The organism is Nonomuraea ceibae, from assembly GCF_019396325.1.
Lineage (GTDB): Bacteria > Actinomycetota > Actinomycetes > Streptosporangiales > Streptosporangiaceae > Nonomuraea > Nonomuraea ceibae.
The window spans coordinates 1-13,709 of record NZ_JAHKRO010000016.1 but is presented as its reverse complement, the minus strand read 5'-3'; the positions used below and the strand labels follow the sequence as shown (position 1 = coordinate 13,709).

17 protein-coding genes are annotated in these 13,709 nt (G+C 70.9%); 11 read left to right on the top strand and 6 right to left on the bottom strand.

Annotated elements, in window-relative coordinates:
• Positions 1–9: 9 nt before the first annotated feature.
• A complete protein-coding gene (glpX, locus tag KME80_RS13630; protein WP_219504952.1) occupies positions 10–1,044 on the bottom strand; it encodes a class II fructose-bisphosphatase in 1,035 nt (344 codons plus the stop codon).
• Between the two features lie 81 nt (positions 1,045–1,125).
• Here glpX and KME80_RS13625 point away from each other — a divergent pair, with 81 nt between their 5' ends.
• The 3 genes from KME80_RS13625 (at position 1,126) to KME80_RS13615 (ending at position 2,641) form a co-directional block, all read left to right on the top strand.
• A complete protein-coding gene (locus KME80_RS13625; RefSeq protein WP_219504951.1) occupies positions 1,126–1,725 on the top strand; it encodes a TetR/AcrR family transcriptional regulator in 600 nt (199 codons plus the stop codon).
• A gap of 11 nt (positions 1,726–1,736) precedes the next feature.
• Positions 1,737–2,273: a DUF4245 domain-containing protein gene (locus KME80_RS13620; protein ID WP_219504950.1), complete on the top strand. Its 537-nt coding sequence runs from the start codon at positions 1,737–1,739 to the stop codon at positions 2,271–2,273.
• A gap of 131 nt (positions 2,274–2,404) precedes the next feature.
• Complete coding sequence (locus KME80_RS13615; RefSeq protein WP_219504949.1) at positions 2,405–2,641, top strand: exodeoxyribonuclease VII small subunit; 237 nt, start codon at positions 2,405–2,407, stop codon at positions 2,639–2,641.
• 26 nt (positions 2,642–2,667) lie between these two features.
• On the opposite strand, the gene KME80_RS13610 is transcribed toward KME80_RS13615, so the two are convergent.
• Positions 2,668–3,075, bottom strand: coding sequence for a nitroreductase family deazaflavin-dependent oxidoreductase (locus tag KME80_RS13610; protein ID WP_219504948.1), 408 nt, complete (start codon positions 3,073–3,075; stop codon positions 2,668–2,670).
• 88 nt (positions 3,076–3,163) lie between these two features.
• On the opposite strand from KME80_RS13610, the gene KME80_RS13605 reads away from it, so the two are divergent.
• Positions 3,164–3,808: a TetR/AcrR family transcriptional regulator gene (locus KME80_RS13605; RefSeq protein ID WP_308125743.1), complete on the top strand. Its 645-nt coding sequence runs from the start codon at positions 3,164–3,166 to the stop codon at positions 3,806–3,808.
• Here KME80_RS13605 and xseA read toward each other — a convergent pair.
• Positions 3,750–4,961, bottom strand: coding sequence for an exodeoxyribonuclease VII large subunit (gene xseA, locus KME80_RS13600; protein WP_219504946.1), 1,212 nt, complete (start codon positions 4,959–4,961; stop codon positions 3,750–3,752). The genes KME80_RS13605 and xseA overlap by 59 nt on opposite strands.
• A 26-nt stretch (positions 4,962–4,987) precedes the next feature.
• On the bottom strand, positions 4,988–5,971 hold the full coding sequence (locus tag KME80_RS13595; protein ID WP_219504944.1) for a DUF8129 domain-containing protein: 984 nt from the start codon (positions 5,969–5,971) through the stop codon (positions 4,988–4,990).
• Positions 5,972–6,072: 101 nt separating this feature from the next.
• On the opposite strand from KME80_RS13595, the gene KME80_RS13590 reads away from it, so the two are divergent.
• On the top strand, positions 6,073–7,038 hold the full coding sequence (locus KME80_RS13590) for a 4-hydroxy-3-methylbut-2-enyl diphosphate reductase (protein ID WP_219504942.1): 966 nt from the start codon (positions 6,073–6,075) through the stop codon (positions 7,036–7,038).
• A gap of 33 nt (positions 7,039–7,071) precedes the next feature.
• Here KME80_RS13590 and KME80_RS13585 read toward each other — a convergent pair whose 3' ends face one another.
• Together KME80_RS13585 and KME80_RS13580 are read right to left on the bottom strand one after the other, a co-directional pair.
• Positions 7,072–7,581: a DUF6542 domain-containing protein gene (locus KME80_RS13585; RefSeq protein WP_219504940.1), complete on the bottom strand. Its 510-nt coding sequence runs from the start codon at positions 7,579–7,581 to the stop codon at positions 7,072–7,074.
• Positions 7,582–7,596: 15 nt separating this feature from the next.
• Entirely contained in the window at positions 7,597–8,853 is a 1,257-nt protein-coding gene (locus KME80_RS13580; RefSeq protein ID WP_219504938.1) for a DNA recombination protein RmuC, read from the bottom strand.
• 69 nt (positions 8,854–8,922) lie between these two features.
• Here KME80_RS13580 and ychF point away from each other — a divergent pair, with 69 nt between their 5' ends.
• From ychF to KME80_RS13550, 6 genes are all read left to right on the top strand, one after another.
• The gene (ychF, locus tag KME80_RS13575; RefSeq protein ID WP_219504936.1) at positions 8,923–9,999 is read left to right on the top strand and encodes a redox-regulated ATPase YchF; all 1,077 of its coding nucleotides are present in this window, start codon (positions 8,923–8,925) and stop codon (positions 9,997–9,999) included.
• A 9-nt stretch (positions 10,000–10,008) separates the two neighbouring features.
• Positions 10,009–10,731: a class I SAM-dependent DNA methyltransferase gene (locus KME80_RS13570; protein WP_308125742.1), complete on the top strand. Its 723-nt coding sequence runs from the start codon at positions 10,009–10,011 to the stop codon at positions 10,729–10,731.
• Positions 10,732–10,810: 79 nt separating this feature from the next.
• Positions 10,811–11,122, top strand: a complete 312-nt coding sequence (locus KME80_RS13565) for a hypothetical protein (RefSeq protein WP_219504934.1) — start codon at positions 10,811–10,813, stop codon at positions 11,120–11,122.
• Positions 11,123–11,781: 659 nt separating this feature from the next.
• Entirely contained in the window at positions 11,782–12,486 is a 705-nt protein-coding gene (locus tag KME80_RS13560) for a conjugal transfer protein (protein ID WP_246644889.1), read from the top strand.
• An 81-nt stretch (positions 12,487–12,567) separates the two neighbouring features.
• On the top strand, positions 12,568–12,816 hold the full coding sequence (locus KME80_RS13555) for a hypothetical protein (RefSeq protein ID WP_246644910.1): 249 nt from the start codon (positions 12,568–12,570) through the stop codon (positions 12,814–12,816).
• A gap of 54 nt (positions 12,817–12,870) precedes the next feature.
• Positions 12,871–13,709, top strand: an 839-nt coding sequence (locus tag KME80_RS13550) for a conjugal transfer protein (RefSeq protein WP_219504928.1), incomplete at its 3' end; no start/stop codon positions are given.

Below are 13,709 nucleotides of genomic sequence, written 5' to 3'. Positions count from 1 at the left end.
CGGTCCCGCTCAGCCTGCCGTGTCGAAGTTGATCGCGCTGTAGGCGCGCAGCTTCCACAGCTGGTGCTCGCTCTCCACCTTGCGGATCGTGCCCGAGCGCCCGCGCATCACCAGCGACTGCGTCACCGCCACCCCGCCGCGGAAGCGCACGCCGTCCATCAGCTCGCCCTGGGTGATGCCCGTCGCGGCGAAGAACACGTCGTCGGACCTGACCAGGTCGTTCGTGGTCAGCACCTGGCTCAGGTCGTGACCGGCGTCGATCGCCCTGGCCCGCTCGGCGTCGTCACGCGGCCACAGCTTGCCCTGGATGACGCCGCCCAGGCACTTGAGCGCGCACGCCGCCACGATGCCCTCGGGCGTGCCGCCGATGCCCAGCATCAGGTCGATGCCGGTGCCGCCGCGCGCCGCCATGATCGCGCCCGCCACGTCGCCGTCGGTGATGAACTTGATCCGCGCGCCCGTCTCCCTGATCTCCTTGACCAGCCGCTCGTGCCGGGGCCGGTCCAGGATCACCACCGTGACGTCGGCCGCCGAACAGTGCTTGGCCTTGGCCACCGCGGCGATGTTCGCCGCCACCGGCGCCTCGATGTCCACCACGTCGGCCGCCTCCGGCCCCGTGACCAGCTTCTCCATGTAGAACACGGCCGACGGGTCGTACATCGACCCGCGCTCGCTCACCGCGATCACCGACACCGCGTCGGGCATGCCCAGCGCCGTCAGCCTGGTGCCGTCGATCGGATCGACCGCCACGTCACACTCAGGGCCACCGCCGTCGCCGACCCGCTCCCCGTTGAACAGCATCGGAGCGTGATCCTTCTCACCCTCGCCGATCACCACCACCCCGTTCATCGACACGGTGTTGATCAGCTGACGCATCGCGTTCACCGCGGCGCCGTCGGCGCCGTTCTTGTCGCCCCTGCCGACCCAGCGGGCGGCCGCCATCGCCGCCGCCTCTGTAACGCGTACGAGCTCCAAGGCGAGATTCCGGTCAGGGGCGTGCTCGCCCGTAGCAAGTGCAGCCGGAACCGACGTCTGATCGGACATGATGAAGGGCCTCCTCGTGGACGACTATCCCGATCGTAGTTGTCCCTGTATCCCCGGTCAGCGGAGGATAATGTGCCAGCCATGAGCAGCGAAGTGGAACAGCCGGTCACGGCCCGCACCTCCGAGCGGGGCGCGGCCACGCGCAGCGCTCTCCTGAGGGCCGCCCGCGACGTGTTCGTCTCCAAGGGCTTCGCCGAGGCGGGCGTCACCGACGTCGTGGCCAAGGCCGAGGCCAGCGTCGGCAGCCTCTACCACCACTTCGCCGGCAAGGCCGACCTCTACCTGACGCTGTTCGAGGAGTTCCAGGCCCGGCAGACCCAGCGGACCAAGCAGGCCGCCCGCGACGTGCGCGACAGCGGCGAGAGCGACCCCATGCGGGTCTTCCTCGCCGCCGCCCGCGCCTACCTCGACGGCTGCCTCGAAGAACGCGAGCTCGCCGCCCTCTTCCTGCGCGGCGACGGGCCGCCCGGGTTCGAGGTCGTCATGCGCGACCGGCTGCGCACCTGGGCCCGGCGCAACGCCGCGCTCTTCGACGACTCCGAGAACGCCCTCGTCGTCGTCATCACCGGCGCACTCGCCGCCGCCGTCAGCGAAGTCGTCCAGACAGGCGACCGGGCGCTCGCCGACGACGTCCTCGCCATCGTCGGACGCATTCGCCCGACCGGCGACGCCACCGGGTAACCTCGCCAAGTGTGCGACGGTTCACCGAAGGTTTCTACGGCTACGCGGTAGCCCTGTTCGTCTGTTTCGGGGCGGTAGGGCTGTTCCTGCTCATCACCCCGCAGAGCCAGGGCGAGCACATCCCGAAGCTCGACTACACGATCACGGTGGCCAACTTCGCCCGCACCGTCCCCTACCAGGTGTGGGCCCCCGCCAAGGATCCCGAAGGCTGGATCCCCAACAGCAACCGGATCGCCAAGGGCGAGGGCAAGGCCCAGGTTCTCCACGTCGGCTACGCCACCAAGGCGCGCCAGCACGCCATGCTCATCCAGAGCGACGAGAAGCCGGCGGCGGGGTTCGCCAACCGCATGGCCAACTCCGACAAGCCCACCGGCACCCAGGACGTCAACGGTCAGCAGTGGGAGCGGCGCTTCCGCGAGGACAAGAACCAGCGGACGCTCATCCGCATGCTGCCCGACGTGACGCTCGTCGTGACCGGCACCGCCGACTGGACCGAGCTCGGCCAGCTCGCCGCCACCCTCCAGCAGCGCCCCAAGCCCACCACCTGAGCCACCCTCCGAGCTTCCAGCGGGGCCCCTTCGCTCCGGGAGTGGAACCCTCGGCCCTCGCGTTCGGGGTTTCAGGTCCCTGTGCGGGCTGTGGGGCGTGTTCTGTCGGGTGGGGCCCCTAGGGTTGGAGGGTGGCAGATGACAAGGCACCCTCATACGAGCAGGCCCGCGAGGAGCTGACCGAGGTGGTGCGCCGCCTGGAGACCGGCGGGCTCACCCTGGAGCAGTCCATCGAGCTCTGGGAGCGGGGCGAGAAGCTGGCCGCGATCTGCGAGGAGTGGCTCCAGGGCGCCCGGGTCAAGCTGGCCGCCGCGATGGCGCGCCGGTCCGACCCGTCGGCCACGCCGGGCGACGACGCCCCCTTCTAGCCTGCCCCGTTCCAGCCTGTCGCGTACTAGCCGCGGTGCAGGGCCACGACCGGGATGCGGCGGGTGGTCCTGGCCTCGTACTCGGCGAACGTGGCGGCCACGGCCACCATCCGCGCGTAGAGCTCGTCACGCTCGGCGCCTTCGACGAACTCGGCCTTGACCTCGAACGTCTCGGTCCCGATCTCGGCCGTGGCCACGGGGTTGGCGCGCAGGTTGTGATACCAGGCCGGGTGGTGGTCGGCGCCCGCGTTGGAGGCGATGATCACGTAGCGGTCGCCGTCTTTCAGATACATCACCGGGGTCGTCGTCGGCTTGCCCGACTTGGCGCCGGTCGTGGTGAGCAGCACCAGGTCGGAGCCCTCGAAGTAGCCGCCCACGCGTCCGCCGTTGGCCCGGAACTCGTCGATGACCTGCTGGTTGAAGTCGTTCGCCATGATTCCCACCTCTAATCGGAGAACTCTCCGTTCTCAACCGCGGAGCCTAAACGGAGATTCCTCCGGTTGCAATCGCTATGCTCAGCGTGTGCGCCGACAGTTGCCAGTGGTCGGGCAGCCGCAGCCGGAGCGGGCCGACGCGGCGCGAAACCGGCAGAAGATCATCGACTGTGCCACCCGCCTGATCGCCGAACGGGGAGCCGACCAGCTCTCCCTCGACGAGATCGCCCGCGAGGCGTGCGTGGGCGTCGGCACCGTCTACCGCCGCTTCGGCGACCGCGCCGGGCTCGTCTACGCCCTCGTCGACGAGCGCGAACGGCGCTTCCAGGAGGCGTTCATGACCGGGCCGCCGCCGGTCGGGCCGGGGGCGGAGCCCGTCGAGCGCATCAGGGCGTTCCTCGCCGCGCTCGTCGACCGGATCGTCGAGCAGCTCGACCTGTTCATGCTCCTGGAGACCGGGCCGCCCAAGGCCATGTTCGGCGGGCCGTACCAGGTCCATCATCGGCATCTGACCACGCTGATCGCGCAGGTCAGGCCCGGCTCACGCGCCGGCTTCCTGGCCGACGCGCTGCTCGCCTCCGCCACCGCCCGGCTGATCTCCTATCAGCGCGAGGAGCGAGGGCTGAGCGTCGAGGAGATCAAGGCCGGGTTCGACGAGCTGGCGCTGGCGCTCGTCACTCCCCGGCAGGCTCCGCGCGCACCGTCACCCGGTCGTCCGGCAGCCGCACCGTGAGCACGGCGCCCGGCTCGATGTCGGCGGCCCGCCGCACCACCTCACCCGACGGGTGCTGGACGATCGCGTAACCGCGCTCCAGCGTGGCCGCGGGCGACAGGGCGACCAGACGCGCCCGTACGTGCGTGAGATCGTCGCCGGCCCGGTCGAGCGAGGACGTCAGCGAACGCCTGGCCCGCTCGCGCAGCGCGTCGACCTGCTCGGCGCGGCGCTCCAGCTCGCGCACCGGATCGGCCAGCGAAGGGCGGGAGCGCACCGAGGTCAGCCACGACATCTCGCGGTCGAGCCAGCCGCCCACCACCCGGCGGCCCCGGTCACGCAACTGGCGGACCAGCGTGAGCTGCTCGCCGACGTCGGGCACCACCTTCTTGGCGGCGTCGGTCGGGGTGGAGGCGCGTACGTCGGCCACCAGGTCGAGCAGCGGGCTGTCCTGCTCGTGGCCGATCGCGCTCACCACCGGCGTGCGGGACGCGGCCACGGCCCTGACCAGCGTCTCGTCGGAGAACGGCAGCAGATCCTCCAGCGACCCGCCGCCCCGGGCGATGACGATCACCTCGACCGAGGAGTCGGCGTCGAGCCTGGACAGCGCCTCGGTCACCTCGCCCACCGCGTAAGGGCCCTGGACCGCGACCTCCTCGACCTTGAACCGCACCGCCGGCCAGCGACGCCTGGCGTTCTCCAGCACGTCGCGCTCGGCCGCCGAGTCGCGGCCGCAGATCAGCCCCACCGTGCCCGGCAGGAACGGCAGCCGCCGCTTCCTGTCGGCGTTGAACAGGCCCTCGGCCGCCAGCAGCCGGCGCAGCCGCTCAAGGCGCGCCAGCAGCTCGCCGACGCCCACCGGGCGGATCTCCAGCGCCGTGAAGGCGAACGAGCCCCTGTTGACCCAGAAGTCCGGCTTGACGTGCACCACGACCCGCGCGCCGTCGGCCGGGCGCGGCTCGGTCGCCTCGTAGACGCCGCGCGGGGCCGTGACCCGGGCCGACACGTTGGCCACCGGGTCGCGCAACGTCAGGAAGACCGTGCCGCCGCGGGCGCTCAGGTCGGTGATCTGACCCTCGACCCACACCGTGCCCAGCTTGCCGATCCAGCCGCCCACCATCTGCAGGACGGTGCGGACCGGCAGGGGCGCCTCGGGGGTGGTCTTCGAGCTCATGCCCGAAGCCTACGGTGCCGCGCCGACTATTCCCCGGCCTGCAGCTTGGCCAGCCGGTTCTCGTACATCTTGACGACCTCGGGGCGGGCGGCCGTCGCCTGCTCGTAGGCGAGGCAGGCGCCGATCTGCTCGGCGGACTTGCCGCGCATCCGGGCGCGCAGCGAGGCGACGCTCAGCTCGGAGTAGCCGGGCATCGGCTCCACCAGGCCCGTCTCCTTCACCGGGGTGGCCACGGCCGGAGCGGTCTCCTGCGCGGGGGCCTCCTTGGCGGGAGTGGCCTCGACCGCCTCGGCCAGCTTGTCGGCCTTCGCGGCCTTGGGAGCCTTGGGCGTGCTGGTCTTGGCGGGCGCCTTCGCGGCGGGCTTGGCGGCGGCCTTGGGCTTGGCCTTCGGCTTCTCGGCCACGGACGGCTCAGGCGCGGCAGCGGCCTCCGGCTTGACCTCGGCGGCGGGCTCCGGAGCGGCCTCGGGCTCGGCGACGGGCTCCGGCTTGGGCTCGGTGGCGGGCTCGGCCTTGAGGTCGGCGGCGGCCTCGGGCTTGGCCTCCGGGGCGGCGGGCTCCGGCTTGGCCTCCGTGGGGGCGGGCTTGGGCTGGGGAGCGGCGGCGGCCTCGGCGGCGGGCTTGTGGACGGCCTCGGCCTGGGCCTCGTCCTGCTTGGGCGCCGGGGTGAAGATGACCGGGTCGGGCTTGGTCTTGGAGGTGCCGTTGGGCGCGGCGGCGTCGGGCCGGGGCGCGAAGATGACCGGCTCCCTGCGGGCCGGCTTGTCCTCCTCCTCGGCGGCAACCGCGTCGGCGGGACGGGAGTCGCGCTCCTCCTGCTTCTCCTCCTCTTCCTTGCTCCCCAGTCCCTTGATCGAGTTCTTCACCCGGTCGACGAACTGGAGGGCGTGCCCGGCGATGCTGAGCGTGCCCTGGACGAAGAGGACGGGCAGGTCACGGGCCTTGCCCTTGAGCTCGTCCTTGTCGGTGACGGTCTTGGTGATGTTGCGTATCACGTCGCTGAGGGACATGTACGTCTCCCTGGGAGGTCAGTATTGGACGGCCAGTCTGGCAAAAGGCGGGCAACCGCGCACGCTCGGGCTTGCTGGTCGTTCCACGTAGCATAAGAAGTATGGAGCCCCAGACGTCCACTTCCCGCCGCGTCCTCGTGGCCAGGCCGCGCGGCTACTGCGCCGGAGTCGATCGAGCCGTTGTCGCGGTCGAGAAGGCCTTGGAGCAGTACGGCGCGCCGATCTACGTGCGCAAGCAGATCGTGCACAACACGCACGTGGTCAAGACGCTCGAGGCCAAGGGGGCCATCTTCGTCGAGGAGACCGAAGAGGTGCCCGAGGGCGAGATCGTGGTGTTCTCGGCGCACGGCGTCTCGCCCGCCGTGCACGGCGAGGCCAAGGAGCGCGGCCTGCGCACCATCGACGCCACCTGCCCGCTGGTGACGAAGGTGCACAACGAGGCCAAGCGCTTCGCGAGCCAGGACTACGACATCCTGCTCATCGGGCACGAGGGGCATGAGGAGGTGGAGGGCACCTCCGGCGAGGCGCCCGACCACATCCAGCTCGTCGACGGCCTCGACTCGGTCGACCGCGTCCAGGTGAAGGACCCGAGCAAGCTCGTCTGGCTGTCGCAGACGACGCTGTCGGTCGATGAGACGACCGAGACCGTGGCCCGGCTCAAGGAGCGCTTCCCGACGCTCATCGACCCGCCGAGCGACGACATCTGCTACGCGACGCAGAACCGGCAGGTCGCCGTCAAGGAGATCGCCGCGCAGTCGCAGCTCGTGATCGTCGTCGGCTCGGAGAACTCGTCCAACTCCAAGCGCCTGGTCGAGGTGGCCAAGGACTACGGCGCCGACGCCTCCTACCTGGTCGACAACGCCTCGTTCATCCGTGACGAGTGGCTCGACGGCGTCACCACCGTCGGCGTCACCAGCGGTGCGTCCGTGCCGGAGGAGCTGGTCGAGCAGGTGCTCGAGCGGCTGGCCGGCCACGGGTTCGGCGACGTGGAGGAGGTCGAGCCGGTGCAGGAGAGCATGCGTTTCGCCCTGCCGCACGAGCTCCGCAAGGACCTGCGCGCGTCCTGACCCACGATCGGCCCGTACGGGATCCCGTACGGGCTAGTCGTCGCCCCGGGGGGTGCCGTAGACCTTCGGCTCGAAGTAGCCCTCGGGCTCGGGGACGAACGGCTGGCGCGGGCGCGGCACGTCGGCGCCCGCCCGCAGCTCCTCGCGCAGCTCACGCACGTTGTCGCGCAGGCCGCGCCCCCAGGCGATGCCGAGCACCACGGCCGAGCCGGCGAACAGCCAGGGCGCGCCGCGTGACAGCGAGCTGTAGAGGCCGAGCGCCAGCGACTGCACGATGCCCACGGAGCTGAGCGCCCGCCCGAGCTCGACGAAGAGGGTGGCGACGAAGAACACCAGCGGCGGCGTGACGACCAGCGACAGCAGCTCGCGTGGATTGACCAGGAGCACCGCGAGCAGGCACGCCGCCACGAACGCGACCCCGACCAGCGCCTCGATGCCGGCGACCGCGGCCAGCACGTAGCCGGCGAGCGTGGCGAGCAGCGTGAGCGCGATGGCGCCGCGGGCGGTCAGCCTGACGGCAGATCTCTTGCCTTTCCCGGTCATCGGACCCGCCCCCCTTTATTGCGACCCGTTGGCCAACTTACCGTTCGTGTGCGGGAGGAGAGACGTGGTTTCGAGCAGTTCGGGGGAGGCCAGGGGCCTGGGCACGCCTTCGAGCGTCTCGGGCGTGGCCAGCTCGCCGTCGACCACGCCCAGATCGTGCAGCTTGCGCGCGGTGACGAGGACCCGGCTCTCCAGGGAGCCGACCGTCTTGTTGTACGCCTCCACCGTACGCGCCAGCGAACGGCCCAGCGACTCCACGTTGCGGCCCATCGAGGACAGTCTTTCGTACAGCTCCTTGCCCAGTTCGAACACCGCGCGGGCGTTCTCGCTGAGCGCGGCCTGCTGCCAGGCGTAGTGGGCGGTGCGCAGCATGGTGATCAGCGTCGTCGGGGTGGCGATGTGCACCCGGCGGGCCATCGCGTACTCCAGCAGCCCGGGGTCGCGCTCCAGCGCCGGTGACAGGAACGCCTCGCCCGGGATGAACAGGACGACGAACTCCGGCGACGGGTTGAACCCCTGCCAGTAGGACTTGGCGGCCAGCCGGTCGATGTGCTCGCGGATGTGGCGGGCGTGGGCGTCGAGGCGTACGGAGGCCAGTGACTCGTCGGCGGCCTCGGCGGCCTCCAGGTAGGCGGCGAGCGAGACCTTGGAGTCGACCACGATGTTCTTGCGGCCGGCCAGGCGCACCACCATGTCGGGCCGCATCGCGCCCTCGGTGACCTGTTCGTCGAAGTCGCAGTGGCGCTGCATCCCGGCGATCTCGGCGACGCGGCGCAGCTGCATCTCGCCCCAGCGCCCGCGCGCCTCGGGCCGTTGCAGGGCGCGCACCAGCGCCGTCGTCTGGGCGCGGAGCTGCTCGTGACTCTGCCGGACGAACTCCATCTGCTGGGCCAGTTCGGCGCTCGCGGCCCGGCGTCCCGACTCGGTGTCGCGCAGCTGCGACTCGACCCGCGCCAGCGCGTCCTTCAGCGGCTCCACCAGGTGTTCGACGGCCTGCCTGCGCTGGTCGAGGTCGCCGGTGGCCTCGGCGCGGGTGGCGGCCAGCCGCGTCTCGGCCAGCTCCAGGAAGCGCACGTTGTTGACGTCGAGCGCCCGCGTGGACAGGGCCTGGAAGCGTTCGGCGAGCTGCTCCTCGACGTAGACGAGCTTGTCGGCGGCGGCCTTGGCGCGCGCGTCGGACTCGGCCACCCGCACCGCCGCCCGCGTGCGGGCCACCAGGAATCCGATGGCCGCGCCGACGAGCAGCCCGATGAGGAGGGAGACGACATCCATCCACACGATGATGGCAGCCCTGCCGCGCCGGGACGGGTCCCGACACGCGACACAGTAAACTCGCTGGACGTGAGCCTCTCTATCGGCATCGTCGGCCTGCCCAACGTCGGCAAGTCCACGCTTTTCAACGCGCTGACCAAGACCGGCAACGCCCTGGCGGCCAACTACCCGTTCGCGACGATCGAGCCCAACGTGGGCATCGTCGGCGTGCCCGACGACCGGCTGCCCGTGCTGGCCAAGATCTTCGGCTCGGCCCGGATCCTGCCGGCCAAGGTGGAGTTCGTGGACATCGCCGGGCTGGTCAAGGGCGCGTCCGAGGGGCAGGGCAGGGGCAACCAGTTCCTCGCCAACATCCGCGACACCGACGCGATCTGCCAGGTGATCCGGGTCTTCGGCGACCCCGACGTGACGCACGTCGACGGGGAGATCTCGCCCAAGCGCGACATCGAGACGATCAACACCGAGCTGATCATGGCTGACCTGCAGACGGTGGAGAAGGCGATCCCGCGCCTGCAGAAGGAGTCGCGCCACAACAAGGACAAGAAGGGCGCGCTGGAGGCCGCCGAGGCCGCGCTCAAGGTCCTGGAGACCGGCAAGACGATCTTCGAGGCCCAGCTCGACGGCGAGGAGCTGCGCGAGCTCCACCTGCTGACGGCCAAGCCGTTCCTCTACGTGTTCAACCTCGACGCCGACGAGCTGGTCGACGGCGACCTGCGGGCCCAGCTGTCGGCCCTGGTCGCGCCGGCCGAGGCGGTGTTCCTCGACGCCAAGATCGAGTCGGAGCTGGTGGAGCTCGACGACGAGGAGGCGCTGGAGCTGCTGCAGTCGGTCGGCCAGCAGGAGTCGGGCCTGTCGCAGCTCGCCCGGGTCGGCTTCGAGACGCTCGGGCTGCAGACCTACCTGACGGCCGGGCCGAAGGAGACCAGGGCCTGGACGATCCGCAAGGGCGCCACCGCGCCCGAGGCGGCCGGCGTCATCCACACCGACTTCCAGCGCGGCTTCATCAAGGCCGAGGTCGTCTCGTTCGACGACCTGGTGGAGGCCGGCTCGATCGCCAGCGCCCGCTCGGCCGGCAAGGCCCGGATCGAGGGCAAGGACTACGTGATGCGCGACGGCGACGTGGTGGAGTTCCGCTTCAACGTCTAACGTGGGCGCGTGCCCGACGCGATCTTCGCCGACCCCCGGCTGGCCCGGATCTACGACCCGCTCGACCCCGACCGGAGCGACCTCGACGCCTATGCGGCGATGGTGGCGGAGTTCGGCGCGCGGCGGGTGCTCGACGTGGGCTGCGGCACGGGCACGTTCGCGTGCCTGCTGGCCGCGCGCGGCGTCGAGGTGGTCGGCGTCGACCCGGCGCAGGCGTCGCTGGACGTGGCGCGCGGCAAGTGCGGCGCGGTGCGGTGGATCCACGGCGACGCCACCACGCTGCCGCCGCTGCGCGTGGATCTGGCCGTGATGACCGCGAACGTGGCCCAGGTCTTCCTCACCGACGACGACTGGCAGGCCACGCTGCGCGGCATCCGGGCGGCGCTGCGGCCGGAGGGCGTGCTGGCCTTCGAGACCCGCGTTCCCGCCCGGCGCGCCTGGCTGGAGTGGACGCGCGACCGTACCCGCAGGCGGGTGGAGATCGCGGGCGTCGGCGGGGTGGAGACCTGGTGCGAGGTGCTGGACGTGTCCGGCCCGCTCGTGACCTTCCGGCACACGTACGTGTTCGGCGACGGCGGGGACGTGGTCACGTCCGACTCGACGCTGCGGTTCCGGGAGCGGGACGAGGTCGAGCGGTCGCTGGTCGCGGCGGGCTTCCGGGTCGAGGACGTGCGCGACGCGCCGGACCGGCCGGGGCGGGAGTTCGTGTTCGTCGCCCGGTTCGTTGCCTGAGGGACAACTTCCGCGTCAACCACCCGGCGAGTTTGCGCGTCGAATCGTCACGGCGTTCACGCTGAATCGGGAGGCCCTCATGATCCGTCGCATCATCCGCCGACGTCGTCCGGTGCCGAAGCTCGCGGGCATCACCCTGGAGGAGGAGCTGGCCCTGCTCAGGGTGGAGCTCATGTACGGCCTGCGCGTCAACCGGGAGGCATATCTGCGCAGGAAGGTGGACGAACAGGAGGAGCTGGCCACCCGCACGCGCGGAGGCGACGCCAGGACGATGCTCGCGGAGCTGCGCGGGTCGCTGGAGCGGGCCGTACCGCCGGCTGCGCCCCCGACCGTCGTCGACCTCCACAGCCGCCGCAGGCCGGTCGGCGACCAGGGGCCCGAGCCGGCCTGACCCCCTATACGGACGTGCCGCCTGCCCGCTGCCGGGCAAGGCGGCCGTTCCTGTTTTCAGGAGGAAATCGCAGGTCAGAGCACCCCTGACGCCATATGGACAGGAATAGGTGGCCACCGGGTTATGCGTTTTTAGGTCTCTGGCCTGGTCAAATGCCCATTCGACAGGGAACGCACACAAGTCGGCGCTCCGATGCGTCCCATGCGCACTCGGTTTGCCCCCGGACGGCGATGCTTGCAGCATGGGCGTGGCTTTCCTGGAACAATGGCGGAGACCGGATAGGGTGACTGCTTCACCGCGGATGATGGGGATCGGCAACGGACGACACCGCGCCAGCCGGGGGGATTGGCGCGAGCGGAGGCGTGATGGCTCGTAGGTCAACCGTCCAGCACGGTCCTCGGATCGCTGGCGACCCCGGCCTTTCCGCACGCCCTGAACACGACTTCGACGCGCCGCCTCCGCACAGGCCGCGGCGCGGAGGCTGGTCGGGCGGCGGCGGGCGATGGCTGGTGTGGACCGGGCGCATCATTCTCTGGGCGCTTATTGTGGTTATCGTGGTGAATGGGATCCGTGCCCCTTTTGAGCGGTTTACCGGCCAAAACGCCGCCGCGCCGAATGCGGCCGCCCAACCGGGCAGCTCGTTCCCGGCGGACCGTGGCATGGCGTTCGCCGCGCAGTTCGCCGGCGTTTACCTGAATTTCAGCCCCGACGACGCCGTGAGCAGGTCCGGCAAGCTGGCCGCGTTCATGGCCGACGGCATGGACCAGCAGATGGGCTGGGACGGCAACGGCAAGCTCGGCGCCGTGGCGATCCAGCCGTACGACATCCAGGTCAGCGACGACAACAACGCGATCGTCACCGTCGCGTTCCAGTCGGGCTCCCGCAGGCTTCACCTGTCGGTGCCGCTCTACTACTCCGACGACAGGTTCGTCGTCTCCGGCTGGCCCGCCATCCTGCCCGCTCCCGCGCCGGCCGAGCTGCCGCAGGTGGCCGCGCCCGAGAGCGACGACGTGGCGGCCGCCGAGCTCAAGCCGCAGCTCGAGGGCTTCTTCCGCTACTACGCGCTGGGCAACACCGTCGAGCTGCAGCGTTACGTGACCGCCGGCACGAGCCTGCCCACCTTCGCGGGCGCGTTCACCTTCGGCGAGCTCAAGAGTGTCGTGGTGCCTGTGGGGGGTGCCACCCGTGAGATCCAGGCGGTCGTGGTGTGGATCGTGCCCGACGGCACGCCGCCCGCGGACGAGGCCAACAACCCCGAAGCGGTGTCCGGCCGCCTCCAGCAGGCTTACCGCCTCACTGTCGAGAAGCAGGGCGACAAATGGTACGTCGACGACATCCGCGGTGCCGGTAGGGCCGTTGGGTAGACGCACGACCGCGCTGCTGATCGGCACCCCCCGGGAGGACAAGAAGTGATCTTGAAAACCATAGTGCTCAACCTCATCGAAATGACGCCCACACCAGCACCGACGGGCGTCAACACCGAAGGACTCGCCGACTTCCTGCGCGCGTTCTTCGCCCCGCTGTTCCTCGTCGTCGTGTCCGTGGTCGCGCTGTTCTTCCTCTTCACCCGCGAGATCACGCGCTTCGTCCAGTTCCTGATCCTGGCCGTGGCCATCGGCGTGATCTTCTACGTGCCCAACATCATCGAGGTGACGGCCAAGGCGATCGCGGGCGCGCTGGGCATCAACCAGTGAGGGTTGGGACCGCCTCCGCGCGGTCATGAACGAGCGGGTGGAGAGGAGGACCGCGTGGACCTGCCCACGTACACGAACATCTGGCGTATCGAGAAGCGGCTCTACAAGCTGTACGACCTACGGCTCCCCATGCCGCTGCCCATCGTCTGGATCGGCGTGTTCGTCGGCGTCTTCGTGCCGTGGTCGCTCCTGCTCTGGCTCGTCGGCGTACCCGTCGAGATGCCCTGGCACGTGCTCTTCCTCGTCCCGCCCGGCATCGTCACCTGGCTGTCCACCCGGCCCGTCATCGAGGGCAAACGGCTGACCGAGCTGCTGGAGTCGCAGCTGCGCTACCTGGGGCAGCCGCGCGCCTGGTACCGGCTGTCGCCCGCGGCCGAGCCCGAGACCATCACGTTCTCCGGGCGCGTCTGGCACGCCACGCCCAAGCGGGTGAAGGTCAAGAAGCCCCGTAAGGCCCGCCAGACCGAGCGCAAGCGCGCCCCCGAACGGGTCACCGGGCCCCGCCAGGTCCGCCCCGCCGTGGCGGCCGCCGCCGTGGCCGCCGCGCAGGCGCCGCTCGCCGACCCGCCCGTCCGCTGGGGCTCCCGCGTCCGCCCCACCGCCGCCGCCCCCGCCCTCGCCCCCGAGCCGTCGTCACCCGCGCCCTCGTCGTCGGCCTCGCCCGCGCCCTCGGCCGTGCCCTCGCCTTCGGCCCCGGTCGAGCTGCGCCTCGTACGCGACACCCCCGCCGCCCCCGACCCCGCACCGGAGGCGCAGGGCCTGCGCGCCTTCGACGGCGTACGCGACCCCGCCCCGGCGCGCCCCAGACCGGAGACGGCGGCCCGCAAACCCACGGGCAAGCCGATCGACACCGAGGCCCTGCGCCGCCTCCGCAAACTCGCCGCCACCGCCGA

Excerpts from the sequence above, each read along its gene's own strand:
- glpX (WP_219504952.1), bottom strand. The coding sequence starts at position 1,044 with ATGTCCGATCAGACGTCGGTTCCGGCTGCACTTGCTACGGGCGAGCAC.
- KME80_RS13625 (WP_219504951.1), top strand. The coding sequence starts at position 1,126 with ATGAGCAGCGAAGTGGAACAGCCGGTCACGGCCCGCACCTCCGAGCGG.
- KME80_RS13610 (WP_219504948.1), bottom strand. The coding sequence starts at position 3,075 with ATGGCGAACGACTTCAACCAGCAGGTCATCGACGAGTTCCGGGCCAAC.
- xseA (WP_219504946.1), bottom strand. The coding sequence starts at position 4,961 with ATGAGCTCGAAGACCACCCCCGAGGCGCCCCTGCCGGTCCGCACCGTC.
- KME80_RS13595 (WP_219504944.1), bottom strand. The coding sequence starts at position 5,971 with ATGTCCCTCAGCGACGTGATACGCAACATCACCAAGACCGTCACCGAC.
- KME80_RS13590 (WP_219504942.1), top strand. The coding sequence starts at position 6,073 with ATGGAGCCCCAGACGTCCACTTCCCGCCGCGTCCTCGTGGCCAGGCCG.
- KME80_RS13585 (WP_219504940.1), bottom strand. The coding sequence starts at position 7,581 with ATGACCGGGAAAGGCAAGAGATCTGCCGTCAGGCTGACCGCCCGCGGC.
- KME80_RS13580 (WP_219504938.1), bottom strand. The coding sequence starts at position 8,853 with ATGGATGTCGTCTCCCTCCTCATCGGGCTGCTCGTCGGCGCGGCCATC.
- KME80_RS13565 (WP_219504934.1), top strand. The coding sequence starts at position 10,811 with ATGATCCGTCGCATCATCCGCCGACGTCGTCCGGTGCCGAAGCTCGCG.
- KME80_RS13560 (WP_246644889.1), top strand. The coding sequence starts at position 11,782 with ATGGCGTTCGCCGCGCAGTTCGCCGGCGTTTACCTGAATTTCAGCCCC.
- KME80_RS13555 (WP_246644910.1), top strand. The coding sequence starts at position 12,568 with ATGACGCCCACACCAGCACCGACGGGCGTCAACACCGAAGGACTCGCC.